The organism is Simiduia agarivorans SA1 = DSM 21679, assembly GCF_000305785.2.
Classification (GTDB): domain Bacteria; phylum Pseudomonadota; class Gammaproteobacteria; order Pseudomonadales; family Cellvibrionaceae; genus Simiduia; species Simiduia agarivorans.
In genome coordinates this window covers 951,281-973,157 of the sequence record NC_018868.3, presented here as the reverse complement: position 1 = coordinate 973,157, position 21,877 = coordinate 951,281, and the positions used below count along the sequence as shown (strand labels likewise).

Below are 21,877 nucleotides of genomic sequence, written 5' to 3'. Positions count from 1 at the left end.
TTTTTACTGTGGTTGTTGGTTAATAATGGTTGAATCCAGTGCTATCCGGCTTTCGATATCTGCCGCAACTGGATGCGTAGTGTCATGCAGCCACCACCGCAGGCCGGAGTAGCTAAGCAGTAGTATTGCGCCGAAGGTAGCTGCAATGACCCACAACGGGATAAGATCAAACCGGTATTTGGGTTTAACGGTGTCTGTTTCCCAGTGAGGGGATAGATCTTGCTCTGGAAATGGTCGTTGGTTTTCCAGCGTCTGGTATAGGTTGTCTCTTACCTGTTCCAGTTGCTCGTGACCACGAGGTGCCAGGCGATATTTACCTTCAAATCCAAGGCTCAGGCAAAGATAAAATAATTCCAGAAGATCCAGGTTTCGCCCAGGGCTTTCCAGTAATCGCGTCAGGATGGAAAAGCACTTCTCGCCACCGAAAGTTTCGTGGTGAAACAGGCTGAGCAATGAGTGTTGGCTCCACCCGCTATTGGCGCCCCATGGTGTATTGAGGACGATTTCGTCCACCAGCGTGCAGAGCAAGTAACGAGCGGTAACGACGGATTCCTCTGCGCACCCCTGTGCCCGGGCCCTTTGTTCAAAGTCTTTGAGTTCTTCGGTCAGTTTACGGTGCAGATCAGGGACATCTGAATGCTGTGGGGTCGTACGAAGTTTGGTAGCCACTGCGAGTAATGTGGTTGCAGTATTCACCAATGGATTAAGACCTTTGCGAATATGAACCCGTTCGGCCAAAGGTGTGCCGGCATAGGATTGCGGTCTGGGTGCTGAGCCTTTGCGTGCACCGGGCGTGGGCACCATGATAGTACGGTCTTGTTGCATGACTTAGTTCCTTATCGCCCAGAGTTCCATTGCCAGTCCAGGGAAGTTCGCCCCCAGATGAACTGCGAATCCACCTGAACGTTGGAAGCTCTGCCAGACAGCCCCTGATTTTTCCAGCTCAAAATAGATAAAGCCTGCATGGTACGGAATTTGTCTTGGCGCCACCGGTAGTGCGCGTATCTTCACGCCGGGCATCTGTGTTGTAATTAATTCCCGAATGGTTTCAACGGGTGCAATCTTGGCCTGAGTTGGGAAGCGTGACCGAAGCAGCTCAGTTTGGACATCAGCTTTGACTGCCAGTACAAATGAGCTGCTCACCATCATTGAAGGATCAGTGATGGGGGCGACATGTATTCCGTATTTCCGTTCAACCAGCGCGAGCGGCGTTGCAGTTTGTTCCAAAACTGTGCTGAGCGACTGACGCAAAGCGCCAAACAGATCGCCATAAGTGCTGCGCAGATCGTCATGCCTGTACGGCGACAGTTGAGGTGCACGTTTTTCGCTGGCGGTGAAGGTTGCTAACTCGCCAGCCAATTGAATCAGGCTCGTGTAGAGGTTATAGGGGTGCAGGTGATCCTCGTCGATAAACTGCCGGATTTGCGGTTCAAATCGGTTAATTACCTGCAGTAACATATAGTCAGCAATCTCCGCGCTTCCGGCGCGGCCGCTATCCGCCAGTCGGTTTCCCAGTGCGTCACCCCTTTGTTTGAGCAGGCCGGCCACCTCTTGTAGGTAGCTATTGAGATTGAGCGATGCACTGCAACGGACCACCGGCGGGATAAAATCCCGGTCCAGCTTTACCGGCTTGTCCGGCATTCGTTCTATAACGCGTGCGACCGGAATGCTGGCATAACCGCTCAAATCGTCGTTGCCGGTTTTCAGGCAGACCCGGAGCTTGCCAATCTGAATCCGGGCTGGTTCGCTCGACTGCGAGGTGCTGTTGCGGATGTCGTAGTTGTATGTCTGATAACGTGCCTGTGGCAAGTCTTCCTCTGAGCGAATAGAGTCCTGGCTGCCCGGACGTTTTAGGGGAACGCAAAGGAATATGGTGAGATCCTGAGTATTGTCGGGAATCTCCAGAATCGGTGGCGGCATTTCTATATCCGGTGCCAGGTAAGGGGTGCCATCCGGAAACACTGCTTTAATTTCAGTCAATGACAGCTTGCCTAACGTCAATGGTTCGGCATCGATGCTCAGGCTGTGTATGCCCCAGCTGTGCTCCGTGAAGCTGGCTAATCGACCTTCAATAAATCGCTCCCAGTAACGATCCTGTTGCTGAAAGTGCTGTGGCCTGAGAAACATTCCCTCCGACCAGATAACTTTATTCATTGCCGACATATAATTTCCTTATTTACCGGTTGTGGCAGGGTGTTATCGACGAGATTTTTTGATGGGTTTACCAGCTTTCAGCGCGAGTTTTTCAATTTGCAGATGAATTTCGTTGCTAGTATGTGCCGTGATCGGGAATATAGTTACTGCGCTGGCGTCCTGGTATTGGACGAACTCAGCGAGAACGCCAATGTAGGCCACTTCAGGGGTCAGAGACAGGTTTTCAACGCGGTGCTCACCAGGCGCCAATTCCTTAAGCACAATCGTATCCAGTAGATCCTTACCTAATCGATTTTCCGCGTTTTCATAAAGGTTTAAAAAATCTTCCCGGCCAAATTGACGATCATCCGCCAGTTTGAAAAGTCGGATAACCAGTGGTGAGGCACGGCTGTCCTGGTCTGGGTTTATATGCTCACCTGCGTATAAGTGGACCTCTGCGTTAGTGTCCAAGTTGAGCGTTTCGCGGGTGGTTTGACAGCCCGACACGATCAAAACTGTTATTAACGAGATGCCTGCTGATAAAAGTAGGCGAGCGATATTTTTCATAGGTTGCTCTCGACGTTGTTTATGCGGATGTACTGCGATTGCGTTTAGACAATGCGCGTGCGTTTTTAAGGTCGGTCAGCTGCTTTTCGTAAGCAGCAGCAAACTCCTCGCCAAACAGGTCGTCGTACGTGGTCTCTGTGTCGCGCAAAAGTTCTTTGTAGTGTTCGCAATAGGCTGCCCAGTTTTTGGCGCCTTTACTGGCCAAAAGCGATCCGGATTGACCAAAACGCGATGCCAGTCGATCAGGTGCAAAATGATTGAGCATTGCTTTGTAGGCCGCCCGTGTTCCTGCCAGGACAGCCACCTGATGATCTGATAGATCGTCGAAGCTGTCTTGAACTGCAGCAACCGGGCTTAGAAATGCTGACGTGTTCTGACCGAAAAGTGTTCTCAGGGCGTCATCTTCATTGGCCGAAAATTTTAACGGGTTATTGTCGGTGGTCTGAATCATCGTGCGCTGAACGCGCAGTTCATTTTTAATGGTGTTACGGGCTCTGAGTAAATCAATAAGCCGATTTACCGTCTCCCGGATAATGCCGACTGCATGGGTCGGAATATTGACTTGAGCGGCAGCGGGTAGATCGGTGAGCCCAAGTGCCTGCGCGATACTCACCGCAGCGCCAGCGTCTGCCACTTTTCGCTGGGCCTGGCTGGCTTGCGGATTTGTGGTTACCGGGGCGGATGACTGCTGAACAGGTTTTGCTGGCGGCACCGGTTGGGTAGGGGGCGGCGCGGCACCATCAAGTAATTGGCGCGACGCCGCAAAAGGGTTGGCTTCCTGGCTGAGTGTGGCAGCCTGGCTGTGTTCCATCGATTGTCCGGTCATGGGTTGCCGCCCGGCGGCGGCCTGCAAAGCGCTTGTTGGTATGGCGGCAGGTGGGGACGACGGCTGCGGGACGGGCTTAACGATGTGCGGTGTCTGAACTGCGTGTGAAGTCGCCACCGCATTGTCGGCAGTGCTGCCTTCTTTCCACCAGTCATCGTCCCAATCCGAGTTTCCTGGTGTGGGCGTTGGGGAGCTGAATAAGGCCATTGGGTCACTTATTGCCTCATGGCTTGGTGTGCTGGCCTCTTCCTGATTAACAAAGCCCCATTGTTGAGATTGACTATGTGCTGGCGTTGACGGTGAATCTAGCAGGTCGTCAAATTGGCTCGCTTGCTTTTGTGCGGTGAGGGCTCCTGCCATGCCCGCGCTGAATTGCGTTTTGTCTGATTCATCTAAAAAGTCAACCGTTCCAAGACCATCGGGAATGTGGTTAGGGTCGTGTTTCGGCGGGCGTATGCTGACACGCACCTTGTATTCACCCATTGCGAAGATATCGCCATCTACCATTTTATGCGGCGCGCCTGGCCCAAGAGGGGTGGTACCATCGTTCAGAAAGAGCCCGTTAGTGCTTGTGTCTGTAAGCCAGTAGTGAGCATCTTTGAAGCTGATGGCAGCATGTTGGGATGAGACTATGCGACCTGGGTCGGGCAGAATCCAATCATTTTTATCCGCCCGTCCTATGGCGCCACCGGACTGAGTGAATACCTTGGTGTGGTTTATCATGTTGGTGCCGTCGGGATCGGCGATGATCGTCAGTATTAAATCCATTTGTCTACCGTGTCACATTTTTGTCGAGCAGTATTGTCTGCAACGAGCAGCCAGTTTTACCAGCTGAGAGGCGTCGGATTCTAACGCAGGGGTTCGTGCTTTAGTAGTTGTTTTCCCGAAAGCGTTAATCAATCGTGGTAGAAGCAGATCAAAAAAAACTCAACTTGGTACATGCGTATTTATTGAGTAATTAAAAATCAGTCTTTCTTGGTAGGCGTTTGGCGATTCAAGTAGAATCCTGCCGGTCACCCGGTTTACGCATGCAAGGTACACTCGTACCAATGAAATATGCGGTGGCAAACTGTTTATCATTGCAACAGCAAATTGCCTCAACAGAATAAAAGCATGGAAGGCTTTTACTACGAATAAGTGGGTCGTAATATGGATATTGAAGATAAAACCCGCGTGGTTCCTTCGCTGGCAGACGGCAGAAGGCAAGCCAGAAGTGGTAAGCCTGATCAGGTTCCAGCGGACGATGCTACGGTGTTTGTGGGTGCCAGAGTTCCAGTACAGGAGTCGCGCAGTCCAAACGTAGTCGCCAAATCCATAACTAATCTCGATAAAACCGTTTTTTCCGCCAGTGCAGCAATTTCTGGTCAGGTGCCCCTGGCGGTTTCAACAGAAATACCTCAATCCATCAGTACCCAAGCGACAAATAAAACCCTGATTAAAGACCGGTTTGAGTTGGTCAATCTGCTTGGCTCTGGCGGGATGGGTGCTGTTTACCGTGCTTTGGATCGTAGAAAGGTCGAGGCCAATGACAGCGATCCTTATCTTGCAGTAAAGCTGTTGAATGATGATTTCAGACAGCATCCGGATGCTTTTATTTCTTTGCAGCGCGAGGCGAGGAAGAGCCAGAATCTGGCGCATCCGAACATTGTGACTGTCTATGATTTTGATCGCGATGGTGACATCGTGTTCATGACCATGGAATACCTCGATGGTACGCCGCTGGATAAACTTATCCGCCAGCTCGCCGGTAAAGGGCTGGATAAAGAGCAGGCGGAAAAGATCCTCAGGGATATAACATCAGCGCTGATACATGCGCATTCTCAGCGCATAGTGCACTCCGATTTCAAGCCCGGCAATATTTTTGTCACCAAGACCAAAGGCGCCAAGGTGTTTGATTTCGGTATCGCGCGGGCTGTGGCCGGCGGTATGCAAGGTCAGGTTGGTGAAAAAACCCTGTTCGATGCCGGGTCTTTGGGTGCGTTGACCCCTGCGTATGCCAGTCTGGAAATGCTTAAAGGTGAGGATCCTTGCCAAAGCGACGATGTCTATGCGCTGGGGTGCGTAGCGTATGAGTTATTTGCGGGTCGCCATCCATTTAACAAATTACCGGCGGATAAAGCGCAGGCACAGAAATTAAGACCCAAGCGTATCAGAGGGTTAACCCGGCGGCAGTGGCGAGCGTTGGAGTCGGCATTGCAGTTTTCGCGGATACAGCGGACCCCTGATGCTGCCGAGTTTATGCGTCAGTTTTTTGGTCGCAGTCGGGCGCTATGGCTGGCATTGACCGTGTCGGTATTGAGCGCTTCCGCATTGGGCGCGGCGTTTGTTGTGCAGTACAGGGAGCAGGCAGCTGTCGATGCGGCCTACAAGGCAGAGTTGGAGCAGCAATTGCAGCAGGAGCTGCTGGTCAGTCGAATAGCCGATAAGCAAGAAAGCCTCAGGCGCTTGTTGGCATTGGGTAGCCTGTCAGTTGATTGGGAGCGTGACGTTCGGAAGGAACTGGCAGAGTACGGTGAGCTGACGAACGATCCGGTGTTCGAGCAAGAAATTCGCGACGGTATGGCGCAAAAATTTCTTGAGGCTGCAAAGGAATATGTAGCTGGAGGTGAACTCGAGAATGGCGAACGAACCATTGTGCGTGCCGAAGCCTGGGGTAGCGGTGAGGATAAGGATTATCTGGCGCTGAAAGCGGAAGTAGAGTTGGGTCGCACTGAACTGGTGGCACGCCTGGCCGCAGAGCAGCGTGCCGAAGAAGCGAGGATTGAGGCGGAGCAGCGCGCGGCCGCCAGAGCAGAAGCCCAGCAAAAAGCGCGTGAGCACGCAAAAAAAATTGACGCTGTTGTATCTGACCTGGAGCGTCAATTGCGTTGCGGTTTCAGTATGAGTATCGATCGGGACATCGCCGGTTCTCTCGCTACCATGAAAGCGTTGGACGCAAAGAAATCAAACCAGATCAGGCCTGTGGTAGCCAGCGAGTTACACCGGTGTATCTCTGGGTTAGCCCGGGAAAATCCGCGTCGCGCAACACCTTTGTTGGAGCAGGCCCAAACGCTTTTACCGGATCAAGCCATGATTGCCGGGCTTACCATTGACTATTGCGGACATCTTGAACCAGGGAGCGGAGGGCGCGGCAGTCGCTTTGTCTGTGCCGACCCCATGAAAAATGGTGATATTGGACCTTCTCTGGTGGTGGTAAAAGGCGAGGGCGCACAATCCATAGCTATATCAAAATACGAGGTAAGCTGGGGTGACCTCAAGGCTTGGTGTGATATTAGCGGTGCCTGTCAGACGCGCGCGGAGGCGCGGTTTCCTGTGACCAATGTTTCCCGAGCACAAGTTTATCAATATCTCGATTGGTTGAGTAATCAAACGGGGTATCAATATCGGCTGCCCACCTATCCGGAATGGTTCTCCGCAGTGAGTGCTGGTGGCGAGCGCGAGGCGCCAGACCGAAATTGTTACCTTAAATATGGTGGTATCGAAAAAGGCGGTGAGTTAGTCAGTGCTACATCAGGAAAGGCTAATAAATACGGTCTGGTCAATGGCGTTGGCAATGCCTCGGAAATGGTAAAAGACACTGTTGGCCTGCTGGCAGTGGGGGGGAGTCATTTGGATGCCATGAGCAATTGTCTGGCAACTACAAAAGTCAACTACGACGGTGGTGCCGATCCCTTGGTGGGGTTTCGGTTGGTACGTGAAGCCCGTCGTTAAACAGGGATGTATTCAGTGGAAAATCTAATGTGTAAATCAGGTGTGATAAAAGATTCCAAACGATTGGCTTGCGCTGTTTTGTTGGCAAATACAATTGCTGCCATGGGTGTAGAAGCTCAAACAACTGAGGCCGAGTCTAGTTTTCGTAGTTCTGTTCGCTCAGCATTTGAATCCGATGTGACGCCAGATGCAGGTCAGGATATTACCAAAGAGTTTTTGCTGAGAACCATTGATACAGCAGCGCCACAACTCGATACAGAAATTCCGCTGCAGCGATTGAGGGATGAAGGGCCGCGGATTGCAGTCAAACGGTTCGATTTTGTCCGCTTGGAAGAATTTCCTGATCACGGTATTACCGCCGATAAAGTACGCCAGATGGCTGAACAGCTTCGCGTAAAGTACATGAAGGAAGATCAGGTCGTGGCGCATGGTTTTACGCGTGAAAACCTAGAGGAAATTGCAGGCTACCTTTCAGAAATCGGGGCGCAGGACATGCCCGATCGGGTAACACCAAAAAACCTGCAGCGTCTCATTAATATTATCAAGCTGCAAAATGCGGAGCGGGGAATGAGCTACGGTGATTTGGAAGAAATCGCCGCAGAAATTACCGGTTACTATCGCCGTCAGGGTTTGTTTCTGGCACAGGTCCAGATTCCAGCTCAGGACGTGGTTGATGGCGTGGTGTCATTGACTGTGCAGGAAGGGCGATTGGGCAAGGTGGTGGCCCATGATAACGAACGTTACCGGGAGTCGACGCTGGCCTCGCCCTTTGAAGAGCATTTGGGTGAACTGGTCAATCATGCTGATGTAGAGGAGGGGATGTATCTCCTCAATGATTTGCCGGGTTTGAATGTTACCGGCTATTTCAGCCCGGGTGACAACCCCGGCGAAACCGCCCTGAATTTAAAAGTGCGTGACGAGCAGGCTTGGAAGTTTGCATTGCGCGCGGACAATCACGGCTCAACGTTTACCGGCGACAAGCGCACCTACGCTTTGTTTGATTGGATGAACCCATTGGGCTATGGCGACGCCTTGACACTCGGCTTTTTGAAGTCCCATACACCAGGTAATTCCAACCTGGGTCAGGTTCGCTATAGTTTCCCACTGCTATCTCCCCGGACACGGGTTGAACTGTCAGCCGATTACAATGTATTTAAGCTTACCGGAGATGATGACGACATAATCAATCGCCTGGAATTGGAAGGTGTCAACAAGACCTTTGCTGCCAGTATTGATCATAAATGGCATCGTTCGCGGGATTTCAACCTCAGCAGTGGTTTAAGCCTCACTGATAAAGAAACCGACATGGACTCAGTAGTGGAAACCTATCGCGGTGGAGATCATGTGCGCGGTGGAGAGCTTGGCCTGTATGTGGATAGCCTTGGCTCCAGTGTCCGGATGCTGAATATTGCCAATGCCAAACTTCAGTATGGTCTGCATCAGAATCCAGTGGTGGAAGGCCGCGGCGAAGATTTTTATAAGTTTGCTCTGGATACCAATAGTTTGTTCTTTGTCCCGCTGCCATTCACAGATACCGAGTCGCGTTTAGTGTTTAAGTCCCGTTGGCAATATGCAGATCGTTTGCTGCCTGCATTTGAACAGCTGTCCTTGGGTGGTGCTAACGGTGTGCGCGGGTATAGCGTGCGCGACTATTCCGCTGATCAAGCCGGGTTGGTCAGTGCTGAATGGTTTTTCAACCTCCCCGAATCGCTCAATCCCAATGTGGGTGGCGGTAACAGACTGAATGACGTGTTTCAGTGGGGATTTTTAGCTGATGCAGGTTATGGTTCGGTAGTAAATTTTGAGCCCGATGGATCTGATTCCTGGGCTCGCCTTGCCAGCGCTGGTCTGATTTTTAAATTCAGCTGGAACGAGTCCTTTGCGGCCCAGGTGTCGGTGGCGCAGCCATTGGAAGCTGTGTCCTCCAATGAATTGATTGGTGCCGATGCCGACTCCGCGCAGGTATTTGCGGACTTTACTCTCTTTTTGCGCTAACCCGCAAGAAACGGATGACAACAGAACTAAACCCTTTATCTGTTAAGGAATACGGGATAATGAACGCCTTCAATGTAAGAAAAGCCCTGGCGAAAGCAATTAATCTGCACCGCTTGATGATGGGTGGATTGGTCACGGGACTGGTGACCTACTCATCCTTGCCTATAGCGGAGCCTACGGGTGGCAACATTGTAGGCGGCGACGGCGATATTTCGCAGAACGGCAGCACTACTCAGGTTAATCAAACGTCTGATCTGATGGCGATAAACTGGGATACGTTCAATCTGGCCGCAGATGAAAAAGTATTGTACGTGCAGCCTTCTGCTTCAGCGCTGGTGCTAAACCGGATTCTTGACGATAACGCCTCAACTATTCATGGTTCTATTGAATCCAATGGTCACGTGTTACTGGTAAATCCCAATGGCGTGCTCTTTACCGAAACAGCGTCTGTAGATGTTGGCGGTATCGCGGTTTCCGGCTTGGATATCAATCCTGCTGACTTTATGAATGGCGAGTATAAATTAATGGGGCTCGCCGATAGTGGGGGGAGCGTCATTAACTACGGCACCATTAACGCGTCGAGCGCCGCGCTGGTTGGTAAGCGCGTCGAAAACCATGGATTGATAAAAGCGGATGTGGTTTCGCTTTCTGCTGCAGATGAGGCAGTGATTAGCTTCGACGCTGATAATATGCTGGGTGTTCAGATTTCCCGTGCAGTGTTGGAAAAGGAAAGCGGTGTTGATTCGGCGGTGCTTAATGCTGGGAGTATTGAAGGCCAGCGGGTGTTGCTGGACGCGTCTGTAGCCAAAGATTTATTTGATGCTGCGGTGAATAATACTGGAACAGTTGTAGCCAAGGGCATTAATACCACTGGCGGTGTGATCCGGTTATCCGCCACAGGTGGAGCGGTCAGCGTGTCGGGTTTGCTGGACGCGAGCGGTACTGCCGGTGTTGGCGGTGAGGTATTCATTCAGTCTGATAGCTCTGAAGTAATCGGTAATATTAAGGCAGAAGGCTCGAGCGGTGGTTCGGTAAAAGTATTGGGTTCGGAGGTGACTTTACGATCTGCCTCAACTATCAGTGCGGATGGTACTGATGCGGGAGGTGCGGTCCTGTTGGGTGGTGGTTACCGAGGCTCAGTAGATTCATCTCAAGGCGAAATTTCGGCCAATACCACTGTAATTGAATCCGGTGCTGTGGTGTCGGCATCAGCAACTGGCTCCGGTGACGGTGGGTTGGTTGTTGCTTGGGCGAACGAAAACCTGGAATTTTTGGGAGAGCTGAGGGCAACCGGAGCTGGCGAAGATGGTAACGGCGGTGAGGTAGAGACGTCTGGTCAGCAATCTGTGTTACTTGGTGGCGTGGTAGCGACCGAAGGTGGTGCGAATGGAAATGCTGGAGAGTGGACGATAAATCCGGGATATCTTGAGATCGGAAACGAGAACAAAATTGAGGCAAATTACCTTTATGTAGGGACTCTGCAGAATGAGCTTGCGGATGGTTCCGTCACCATTTCCAGCAATGCACTGGCCTCAGATGGTAGCCTGAACGGTCAGGATAATACGGCGAGTGGTATTCGTTTGTTGACAGATATTTCCATTGCCAGTAGCCACACCTTAACGTTAGAGGCAACCGGCACACCAGTCGGGCAGCAAGCGGGGATTTATATTGGTGGCAATATTCAAGCTATTGCCGGCGAAAATCCTACTCTTGAATTAATTTCTAATGCCAATATTGATATTGCTGCGGGCATGCAGATTGACTTAAATGACGGAATTTTTGTTGCCAGCGCCCAAGGTAGTTTTACCAATTTTGGAATAATCTCGGCAGATGAAATAGAAATTAATGTGGGTCTTTCCGGAAATGGAAGTACCAACATATTGGGAGAGCTTTACTATAACACCGGTAATCAATTTTCATTGGATGTGGATGGCGGTGACGGGCTTGATACGTTTGATATTAGTCAGATCAGTTTGCCCGGTGGTGTATGGAATCGAAACAATGGCAATGGCCGTTTGCGTTTGCAAGTTAGTTCTACATCTATCGTGCGAATTGCCGATGCTGAAGGGTTTTTTACGAGTGCATCGGATGTAGCACTTGATCTGGCGGGTGTAACCGATATCACGGTTCAGCAAAACGGCACCGCACTAGCGCTGAGTGCCTCAGGTCAGAGTTTTGAAGGCTTTTCGAGCGTCGCAACAGTCAGCGGGGCAAACCTGACGTATCAGGTAGTGGATCTGCAGGGCGAGGAGGCTGTGTGGATTACAACGGCCAATGATGCTGGTAGCCAGCTGGCCTCTACACAGGTAAGAGTGACCGCGCTGCCAAATGACAGTACTGGTGGTATTTTATTTGAGCGGGTGGCGGCCGCAAGTGGGTTCCGGCGTTTGCGATTGAGCTCTGAGTTCGAAAGTATTAACTTGTCCACTGACGCGAGTAATCAATTTAATTCGATCGATTTCAATCTGGATGATTTGGAAGAAATCGATGGTGTGTCCGGTGGGGATACTATTATCGGTGGTGACTCTTGGCAGTTAACGGACGCCGGCGCCATAGCGAGTGTGAGTGGGGCTTCTGTCACCGTTTTAGGCGTTAATTCCGTTGCGTCAGCAGGCGTTGTTTTTGGCAAGGTGGGTGCTGATAGCCTTGAATTTTCAGGCTCAACGTTGACCGATACTTCCACAGGTATTGAATACCTATCCGTTAGTCGGGTCGATGCCGGCGCTGCGATTGGCGATACCCTGGTGGTAAACGACACGAGCACCTGGACGCTTGGCACCAGCGACGGTGCTGCTGTTGGCGCGACATTAAGTGGCGTGGAGTTTGTCGGTATTGATACCGCCAGCTACAGCGCAGGCAACCACGCGCTTACCGGTTCCGCCTCGGTGGACAATTATCAGGTCACTGGCGCCAATACTCTGTTAGCCAATGACATGAGCTTTGAAAACATAGGCGAGGTAGTGGCGCTCGACGGCAATGACCAGTTAAGTGCAGGCGGCGCACAGGTTAATGTAAGTGTTGCTGTAGCTGAACGAAACGGTATTGAATTCACTGGCCTGCAGACGATAGCGAATGCCACTGTGCATGCTCAAACGGATTTGGCGCTGACCTTGGGCGTTGCCGATGGCGACTTCACCTCGGCTGGGCTGGTGTTCACCGGGATCACCGCAGTAAGCGCCGAGACGGCGGTCAACCTCTCAGTCACGGGAGGTAGCTGGACTTTGTCCGGCGCCAGCGGCGCGGCCTCCAGTAATGGTATTGGTTTTACCAATCTGGACAATGTTGATTCCTCCGGCAGTGTGCTGTCCGGATCGGATGGCAACGATGCGTACAGTTTTACCAGCATTGCCGGCCCCATCACCGCAAACGGTATCGCATTTACCGGCGTCACAACGGTAAATACCCGCGACGGCAGTGACACAGTAACTGGTCCAACCAGTGGCACCATTAACTGGGTGTCACTGGGGGACAAGGCTGCCAGGTACGATGGCCTTGTCTTTAATCAGATTGAAACACTGGTTGATGATCGTGCGGGGGCAACGTTAACCGCTACCAATGGCATAGATGCATTGTCGGTGGGTTTCACCAAAAATCTCATTACACTTAATGGTGTGACGTTTGAAAACGCCTCGGATTATGCCACGCTCGATCTTAACGGCGGCGGTGATCAGCTGAATCTTGCAGGCAATACGGTTAGCGTTTCTGAAGCAGGGGCGTTGGCACTGGCCGATGGATTGGCTATTACCAATCTGACCAGTGCCATCGGCGGCGCCATTACCCTGACTGATGTTAATGTGCAGAGTTTGACATTGGATCTGAACGATGACTTTGCCTATGCCGGCATTACTTTTGTTAATGCCGAGCGCCTGGCTGCCAGTAATGGCAGCAGTATCACCAGTACCAATGCATCGAGCATCTGGGGTTTTGGCGGCGATGACCTTCAGCTGGTGGGCGCGATCACAACGGTGTTTGAAGGGTTCAATAATGTCACCTCGGCGGCCGATTCTGTAAACGGCGGGGCAGTCGCTGATCAATATACTGCCAGTGCCAATAACCTCGGCTTTGTATTGAACGGCGTTAGCTTCAGCCACGCTGCGGGTTTTGACCAGGTTATTCTGAACAACGGCAACCTGGTGGCTGATCAGGCCACACTGGCGGGCACGGGAGCCGACAATCGTTTGTTGGTTGCGAGCATTGAAATTGATGGCGTGGAAACCGCTGCCGTGGCTTCACTCGCCGGTGAGTCAGGGCAATCAGAAACTTACAGTGTTACAGGCAGTGGCTTACTGACCACGCGTGGCATTGATTTCAGCTCGCTTGCGAGTGTTACCGCCGTTGGCGGTGCAGATGCCGCCACCACAAGCAGTGACTGGACCTTATTGGATGCCGCTTCCCAACAAGCCCGCACCCAAGGGATTACCTTTACCGGATTGGAAACCGCCGGCGGGAACTTCACAGGGCTTGATCTGAGTGCAACCACAGCCGATCTCACCTATAACGGCAGCCAGCACAGCATTGATATAGCTGGTGCCAGCATCCGGTTTGACAGCAATATCCAGCTCACCAGTTTGGTGGGCAATGGTGCCGGTTCGTTGAACGTGTCCGGTGCACAAATCCAATTAGATAATGCCCAGAATGTCGCGCTTGCCAGCGGTCCGTCAGTGACCGGGATTAGCCTTTTCAGTAATGGCAGCTTGTTGGGTTCCTCGGTGGCGGAGCAGTTCAACTGGGACGGCACAACCCTGACGCTGGCCGGTGGTTCGCTGCAGTTCAGTAATCTTAGCCAGGTAAACACCGCCGGTGGCGATGATACGGTTACCAGCACCGGTGCCGAATGGACATTGATTACGGGCGGTGCCCGCAGCAATGGTCTCTCGTTCCTGAACATCGAAAAGGCTACCGGCAACGGTGTTGTCAACGGCACCTCGGGCAGTGACAGTTTCCAGATGGCAGGGACCACCCTGACAGATACCACCACCGGTATCGATTTTATGGCCGTCACCCGCGTCAACGCCGGTGCCGGTCCGAACGATACGGTGCTGGTAATGGATGCTGCAAGCTGGACCCTGGGCACCGGTGATGGTGACAGTGTTGGCGCCCGCCTGGGTGCTGTGGAGTTTGTCGGCATTGAAACGGCAAACTACGCCGCGGGTACACACACGCTGACCGGTTCCGCATCGCAAGACAATTATCAAGTGGCCGGCACCAACAGTGTGTCAGTGAATGGCATGACCTTTAACGGTATAGCCACCGTGGCGGCGTCAGGCGGCGACGATCAACTCAATGCCGCCGGGGCAGAGGTGGCAGTAAACGGCGGCGAAGTTGCACGCGATGGCGTTAACTTCCTTGATTTGCACACGGTCACCAATGGGGATGTACGTGCGGTGTCAGACTTGACCGCGATCCTTGGTGGTGTGGACGGTAACTTCACCACGAGTGAGCTGGTGTTTACCGGTATCGGTGCGGTGAGTGCGGATGCAGCGGTCACATTGGCGGCCAATGGTGGCAGCTGGACCTTAACCGGAGTCGATCAGGCGGCGTTCAGTAACGGCATCAGCTTTACCGGATTGGATACGGTTGCCTCCTCAAACGCAGTGCTCACGGGTTCCGTGCTGGACGATGACTTCAGTGTTGCCAGTAACACTGACCCCATAATGGCCAATGCCATAGCATTTACCGGTGTAAACACCATCAATGCCGGCGGCGGCACCGACACGGTTGTTGGCCCCGTTGCAGGCGCGATTAACTGGGTATCGTTGGGCGATCAATCAGCCGGTTACGACAGCCTGGTGTTCAATCAGATTGAGGCCGTGGAAGATAATCGTGCAAACGCGACCCTGATCGCGACCACCGGCCTGGATGTGTTGGCTGCTGGGTTTGATAAAAATCTTATCACCCTCAACGGCGTGGCGTTTGCCAACAGTGCGGGTTACACCACCTTGGATTTGCAGGGCGGCGGCGATCAGCTGGATCTGACCGGCAATAGCGCGTCTGTCTCCAGCCTGAGTGGATTGGCTCTGACCGACGGTCTGACGGTTGTTAACCTGACCACTGCGACCGGTGGCGCGATCACAGTTGCTGACAGTGGTGCACAAAATATCCTGTTGGACGCTAACGACGACTTCACCTATGCCGGCATCAACTTTGTCGATGCAGAACGTCTGACAGCGACCAACGGGAGTCAGGTTACCAGCACGAACGGTGCAAGCCTCTGGGGTTTTAGCGGTAGCAGCGCGTTGCAATTAACCGGCGCGACCACGACCGAGTTTGTGGGCTTCAGCCAGGTCACATCCGCTGCCACTGACGTCAATGGCGGCAGTGCTACAGACAGTTTTATTGCCGGGACCGATAACCTCAGCTTCACCTTGAACGGGATCGGCTTTAACCGGGCCGGCGGGTTTGCGCAGGTTAACCTCAGTAGCGGTCAGGTGTCCGCTGCTCAGGCGGCACTTGCCGGTAGCGGCAACAACAATACCTTGTGGGTCACCAACTTGTTGGTCACTGGTGTGTCTGACGCATCCGTCGGAGCGCTTACCGGCGAAGCCGGTCAGTCTGAAGAGTATGTGGTGACCGGCGATCAGTTGCTCACTGTGCGCGGGATTGATTTTGACGGGCTCGCCAGTGTCAACGCTGTTGGCACGGCCGACGCGGCCAACAGCAGCGCCGTTTGGACACTGGTCGACGCATCAGCGCAGCAAGCGGAGACGCGCAACATTACCTTCACTGGTTTGGAAACCGCCGGTGGCAATTTTACTGCCCTGGATCTCAGCAGTACCACGGCAGACCTGACCTATAACGGCACCCAGAACCGGGTTGATATTGCCGGGAGCGCTATCCGCTTTGACAGCGACTCGGCCCTTACCAGCCTGACCGGCAACGCCGCCAGCGTGCTGGATGTGTCCGGTGCCGAAATTGTGCTCGACAACGGGCAGAATGTCAGCCTGACCGGGGGCCCCGCTGTCAGCGGTATTGTGCAGTACAGCAATGGCAGTGTGTTGGGCTCCGATGTAGCCGAGCAATTGACCTGGGATGGTACGCGCCTGACCTTGGCGGGCGGCGCGCTCGAGTTCACCAACCTGAGCCAGGTAAACACCGCCGGGGGCGATGATACGGTTACCAGCACCGGTGCCGAATGGACATTGATTACGGGCGGTGCCCGCAGCAACGGTCTCTCGTTCCTGAACATCGAAGAGGCTACCGGCAACGGTATTGTCAACGGCACCTCGGGCAGTGACAGTTTCCAGATGGCAGGGACCACCCTGACAGATACCACCACCGGTATCGATTTTATGGCCGTCACCCGCGTCAACGCCGGTGCCGGTCCGAACGATACGGTGCTGGTAATGGATGCTGCAAGCTGGACCCTGGGCACCGGTGATGGTGACAGTGTTGGCGCCCGCCTGGGTGCTGTGGAGTTTGTCGGCATTGAAACGGCAAACTACGCCGCGGGTACACACACGCTGACCGGTTCCGCATCGCAAGACAATTATCAAGTGGCCGGCACCAACAGTGTGTCAGTGAATGGCATGACCTTTAACGGTATAGCCACCGTGGCGGCGTCAGGCGGCGACGATCAACTCAATGCCGCCGGGGCAGAGGTGGCAGTAAACGGCGGCGAAGTTGCACGCGATGGCGTTAACTTCCTTGATCTGCACACGGTCACCAATGGGGATGTACGTGCGGTGTCAGACTTGACCGCGATCCTTGGTGGTGTGGACGGTAACTTCACCACGAGTGAGCTGGTGTTTACCGGTATCGGTGCGGTGACTGCGGATGCAGCGGTCACATTGGCGGCCAATGGTGGCAGCTGGACCTTAACCGGAGTCGATCAGGCGGCGTTCAGTAACGGCATCAGCTTTACCGGACTGGATGCAGTCAGTTCTGCCAGCGTAGTGCTTACCGGCTCCTCTGGTGGTGATACTTTCAGTATTCCATCGGAAAATTATCTTCAGGCCAATGGTGTTTTGTTTGACGGTATTACCGATGTGAATGCCGGTGATGGCAACGATGAGGTATTCGGACTTGGTAGCTGGGAGGTTGTAGGCAACCAGTCCGCGATCGGCAATGGCATCACCTTCAACGCGGTCGAGTCGTTATCAGGCGTCAGCAAAAGCCTTGTATTAACCCAAAATGCTGATGTGATGGAAATTGCAGCAGCAGGCTCTGTAATCGTAGCAGGGATGACAGTGACTGCTGAAAACGGCGGTTTGACCTCCGTTAACATGGCCGACGGAGTTGATACTTTAATCGCCCGTGCAGGTAAAGATGTCGAGTTGCAGAGTCAGTCGGGTACAGTATTTACCGATGGCATGCTGATTTCCAATGTTGAGGTAATAGAGAATGCTGCCGTTGTTGGCAGTGGAGAAGATGACGTACTTTTTGTCATGGATCATGACACCATAAGAGTGAACGGTATCGATTTTGACGGTTATTCCGGCTTTGACGGTGGTGACGGTTACGATAGCGTGACAGGCATTGCAGGTCAGGACTGGCTGCTCGCAGGTGAGAACAGTGCCATCAATAATGGTTTGTTGTTCGAAAACGTGGAACTCATTATCGGTCTTACCAATCGGCTTCAGGGGAGCGCCGGTTCAGATACATTTGCGTTGTCTGCTAATAGCCTTTCTGCCAATGGCATGACGGTCCAGCTCGCTGGCGATATGTCAACATGGATTGTGGATGGTGCAGGTGCAACGGATCATTTTAACGCCGATACCTCAACCGAATTCCAACTGGACGGTTCCGAGGTTTATGCCAGCGGCATCAGAATCTCAAACATCGAAACAGCAAGTTCCGGCAATCTTCTACTGGATACCAGTGCGGCCAATAATGTATCTGTGTCTGCGGACGGAAGTGTCAGTATCAACGCAGTACATTTCAGTGGGTTGGCTTCAATTGTCGGCACTGGGCAGGATGATCGTGTTGAATTTTCAGGTCCGACTCAACTCACCGTTCACGATTCGGATAATTTTACTGCATCTGCAGGCGCTGGCATTGCATTATCAGGTCTCGCGCAAATTGCGGGGAATGTAAACGCCTTTGATGTGGACCAGGCGGTTGCATTGCTCACAGTCGATCAGCAAGGTCAGGTATCGATTGGAACCACGCTAATTGATTCCAGCGCGAACAGTATCGTGCTCGCATTGAATGGTAATGCAAATCTGTTATCTCTGCTGGGCGGCAGTGCCAGCGTAAATGGTCAGGCTGGTGCACTTAGTCATGAAAATTTTTCAGTGACCGGCGCAACCAACGTTCACGTGGCAACAGTGGAGAGCCAGACTAGTGGTCACTATCAAGTAACGGCTGTTGGCACTGTTGATGTGTTCGACATGCACTTTACCGGTGTGAACCAGTGGTCCGCCAATGGTGTGTCTGATCAAGTATCCACTACTACATTGTCGCTGGATGGTACTCCATCAGGTTTCAGTACTCAGGGAATCAGTTTCAATGGTGTTGAGGCTGTAACCCTGTCTGAATCCGTTTTCGCTGCTTCCGGGTTGGCGGATGAGCTTGTTGTGCAAAGCAGTCATTCCATTTCTGCCAACGCCATGACCATTACTACCAGCCAGACATCCGGATTTAGCTCGATCGATTTGGGTGGTGGTGAAGATCGAGTCAACGCGGGTAATTTTGATCTGCAATTGACCGGTGATACGCAAAAAGTACAGGTAGCCGGCATCGAGTTTACCGGGTTGGAAACGGCCGGAGCGTCGTCTGTTCTCGGTTCCCTTGCGGGCAATCAAATTCAGTATGTTGGTGCCAATAGTCTGCTTACCGACGGGGTATTGATTGATGGTGTTTCCCAAGCCGCATTTGGAGGCAACCTCGACTCGCTGGATGGCATTACCACGATAACCGCACAGGGTAATCAACAGGTACGCGCGGGTGAGATGCTGATCGGTGGTCTGGAGCGCGTTAATGCCGACGCACTGTCGGTAACCGAAGAGGGCGCACTGCTTTCCCTGTCCGGAGCAGGTGTAATAAGTCATAGCGGAATTCAATACAGTGGCGTTATGCATTTGCAGGGGCTTGCGAGCGCCCAGACAATACAGGCAACCGACTCGCGCAGTTGGGCTTACCAAGGCGCAGATGTCGTTACAACTTCAGGCCTGACCGTCTCTGGCATAGCAACCTTCAGAGGCGCCGAATCGCTGCTGATTGAAGAAAACGGAACTTCCCTGGTGTTGAGCGGCGGCCGGGTATCAATCAATGCGCTCGATTTCTCTGATTTGGTTGCCGTGACCACTGGCGCCGATGACGTGACCGTAAAAGGGGATTTCCAGCAGCAGTGGCAGATCCAGAGCGATGGTGTCGATGCATCGGGCATACGTTTTTCTGGTCTCGCCGGATATTCTGCTCAGGATGCCACAGTACTGGCGAATGCCAGTGTAAGTGAGACGTTTACTTTTGACAGCGGCAGCCAGACATTGGTAGTCGGCGGCACGTCATTCGGGCAAGTAGCAGTGTTCAATGCTCAGAGTAATGATGTTCTGAGCCTGACGCAGGCTGATCAGATTCGCTTGTCGGAAACTGGCGGTGAGTATTCCGTCAGTGATCTGTTGGTAAGCGGCGTCAGAAGTATCACCGGCGCGTCGCTGACACTCGTAGGCAATAGCCAGTCAAATGTTTTTCTTCTCGGTAACCAGAATAACGCAGTGAGCGTTATGGATGTCGCGTTTTCTGGTGTCAGTCATGTTGATGGCGCTGCAGGTGACAACAGCATTCAAGGTAGTGCCTCAGGCAATAATTTTATCGTCACTGATGCCGGACAAATTGAAACCGCAGGCATTGCGTTTGCCCGCGTAGAAACAGTGGCGGCAGGCAATGGTGTGGATAGCGTAACGTCAGCTAATGGTCTTTGGCGTGCGGTAACGTCGAATGGTGTGTTAGCTGACAACAGTGCGCGCGTAGAGCTGGACAGTGTTTCAGTGCTTTTCACCGGTATTGAACAGGTCGCCGGCACGGGGACATTGTATGGCGCGGATGTGAATTCACAGGTCAGGCTCGAGAGTCTTAACCAATTGGTTTACGGCAGTATTACCTACAGCGGCGTACAGGCATTTCTCGGTGGCTCCGGGCAAGATTCTCTAGTGGGGCCCGATAGCGATCTGGACTGGTCATTGACAGGTACTAGTTCCAGTGTAACCAATGGCACGAACACCTTGGTGTTCAGCGGAGTCGAGTCCATGACATTGGGCGGCGGCCGGGATCAGGTTGTTTTTGCAGGGGGCAGTATTGCCAGTTTGGTGACGGGCGCCGGAGATGACACAGTGTTGCTGGAAGCCGGAGGACTCGCGAATCTTAATCTGGGTGCAGGTGACGATGCCGTTCGGGTGGTGAACAACAGCTTCGCTCCGCTTTCACTGGAAGGCTCTGCCGGGCAGGACGAGCTGATTTCGGCTGGTGGACTGAACTGGCAATTAAGTGACGGTATCAGTCAGCTTGGCGGTTATGAGTTTGCGGGTTTCGAGTTGTTGACGGACGAAGGCAGCAGTTTAGTGTTGTCCTCTACGGCCGCCGGCGCCTTTGCCGGTAGTGGTGTGACAGCGAACGGCATGACATTGAACTTTGCAAATGCAGAAAATGCCATGATTTCTCTGGGATCTGCTTCCGGCAATGTGGCCTTTGCCGAGCTGTCCTTGCAAGCGACCGGGCCGGTAGATTTGGTGTTCAGCGGTAGCCTGTTAGGTATTGATACCAGTAGTGCTAACGAGGATATCTCGGTGGTCACCCAGACTGACACGACAGTTGATGCTATCAATGCCGGAAACGGCAACGTGATATTGACGTCGGCGAACGGAAATTCGCTGTTCTTTGCCGCTGGTGGTACCAATCTGACCGGGACCAACGTGACCGTGGGTACCGGTGCTCAACCTTTCCTCGAAATTGGCGATGAGTTGAATCCGGCGGCCATCAATGCGTCGGGCGCGTTATCGTTTAATGCGCTGACCTACGTCGAGCCTTTGTATATCGGCTCAATTCCTGCGAGCACAGCGTTTGCCGGTAACCGCACTGAATCCGTGTACGGTACCCAGGCAGCTCAAGGGGTGAAAAGTGCGGTACAAACTGCAGTCGAAGATTTCTCGCAGGTGGATCCGGCTATTTTTGAAGCGGTCAGTCCCTACAGCGCCAGCGTTGACTCTGTCGCCGGCGGGGAGTTCAGGTTGGTGGCCGGTGTGCTGTTACCCGCAGACGCGACAGCAGCAGGGGAAACTGAGGAAGAAGAGGAGTCGGATGAGCGCCAGCCGGCAGAAACCTTGTTATTGATTCCCGAGGAGGCAGCTGTACCTGAGTTAAAAGATGGTTATGAGCAGAGTTACCAGGTCATTGAGGGAGACACTTTGTGGGATATCGCCAACAAGTTTCTGAAGGACCCATTCCGGTGGAAAGAGCTGTGGCAGCAGAACCCGGGCATCAAGAACCCTGACAAGATTTATATCGGCGACGTTATCAAGGTAATAGTTATTAAAGGCAAGGCCTTTATTACCCTTGGCCGTCCCCAGCCAGGAAAACCCGATCAGGATGAAACAGGCATGGCCGCAGTCAATATGCGGCCGCTGCAGTGGGTTCAGATTTCCGATGAAATAGGCGTTTAGTGTTCCATTGGCTCCCCCGTCCTTTGCTAGTCTTATCCAATGGGTAGCA

Annotated in this window: 7 protein-coding genes; 3 read left to right on the top strand and 4 right to left on the bottom strand. The window is 52.8% G+C overall.

The features are described from left to right. Positions 1 to 3: 3 nt before the first annotated feature. The 4 genes from icmH to tagH are packed head-to-tail and all read right to left on the bottom strand — an operon-like array spanning position 4 to position 4,294. Positions 4 to 825, bottom strand: coding sequence for a type IVB secretion system protein IcmH/DotU (gene icmH / locus M5M_RS04400; RefSeq protein ID WP_015046263.1), 822 nt, complete (start codon positions 823 to 825; stop codon positions 4 to 6). A 3-nt stretch (positions 826 to 828) separates the two neighbouring features. Next, the gene (tssK, locus tag M5M_RS04395; protein ID WP_244431060.1) at positions 829 to 2,154 is read right to left on the bottom strand and encodes a type VI secretion system baseplate subunit TssK; all 1,326 of its coding nucleotides are present in this window, start codon (positions 2,152 to 2,154) and stop codon (positions 829 to 831) included. A 42-nt stretch (positions 2,155 to 2,196) separates the two neighbouring features. After that, complete coding sequence (tssJ, locus tag M5M_RS04390; RefSeq protein ID WP_016389216.1) at positions 2,197 to 2,700, bottom strand: type VI secretion system lipoprotein TssJ; 504 nt, start codon at positions 2,698 to 2,700, stop codon at positions 2,197 to 2,199. A 19-nt stretch (positions 2,701 to 2,719) separates the two neighbouring features. Further along, positions 2,720 to 4,294: a type VI secretion system-associated FHA domain protein TagH gene (tagH, locus tag M5M_RS19310; protein ID WP_015046260.1), complete on the bottom strand. Its 1,575-nt coding sequence runs from the start codon at positions 4,292 to 4,294 to the stop codon at positions 2,720 to 2,722. Positions 4,295 to 4,675: 381 nt separating this feature from the next. Here tagH and M5M_RS04380 point away from each other — a divergent pair, with 381 nt between their 5' ends. The 3 genes from M5M_RS04380 to M5M_RS04370 are packed head-to-tail and all read left to right on the top strand — an operon-like array spanning position 4,676 to position 21,828. After that, a complete protein-coding gene (locus M5M_RS04380) occupies positions 4,676 to 7,237 on the top strand; it encodes a bifunctional serine/threonine-protein kinase/formylglycine-generating enzyme family protein (RefSeq protein WP_015046259.1) in 2,562 nt (853 codons plus the stop codon). A gap of 6 nt (positions 7,238 to 7,243) precedes the next feature. Next, the gene (locus M5M_RS04375; protein WP_024330517.1) at positions 7,244 to 9,232 is read left to right on the top strand and encodes a ShlB/FhaC/HecB family hemolysin secretion/activation protein; all 1,989 of its coding nucleotides are present in this window, start codon (positions 7,244 to 7,246) and stop codon (positions 9,230 to 9,232) included. Between the two features lie 59 nt (positions 9,233 to 9,291). Then, the gene (locus M5M_RS04370; RefSeq protein WP_015046257.1) at positions 9,292 to 21,828 is read left to right on the top strand and encodes a filamentous hemagglutinin N-terminal domain-containing protein; all 12,537 of its coding nucleotides are present in this window, start codon (positions 9,292 to 9,294) and stop codon (positions 21,826 to 21,828) included. Positions 21,829 to 21,877 lie beyond the last annotated feature (49 nt).

Bases quoted from the DNA above. Each gene is read 5' to 3' on its own strand.
- icmH (WP_015046263.1), bottom strand. From the start codon at position 825: ATGCAACAAGACCGTACTATCATGGTGCCCACGCCCGGTGCACGCAAA.
- tssK (WP_244431060.1), bottom strand. From the start codon at position 2,154: ATGAATAAAGTTATCTGGTCGGAGGGAATGTTTCTCAGGCCACAGCAC.
- tssJ (WP_016389216.1), bottom strand. From the start codon at position 2,700: ATGAAAAATATCGCTCGCCTACTTTTATCAGCAGGCATCTCGTTAATA.
- tagH (WP_015046260.1), bottom strand. From the start codon at position 4,294: ATGGATTTAATACTGACGATCATCGCCGATCCCGACGGCACCAACATG.
- M5M_RS04380 (WP_015046259.1), top strand. From the start codon at position 4,676: ATGGATATTGAAGATAAAACCCGCGTGGTTCCTTCGCTGGCAGACGGC.
- M5M_RS04375 (WP_024330517.1), top strand. From the start codon at position 7,244: ATGTATTCAGTGGAAAATCTAATGTGTAAATCAGGTGTGATAAAAGAT.
- M5M_RS04370 (WP_015046257.1), top strand. From the start codon at position 9,292: ATGAACGCCTTCAATGTAAGAAAAGCCCTGGCGAAAGCAATTAATCTG.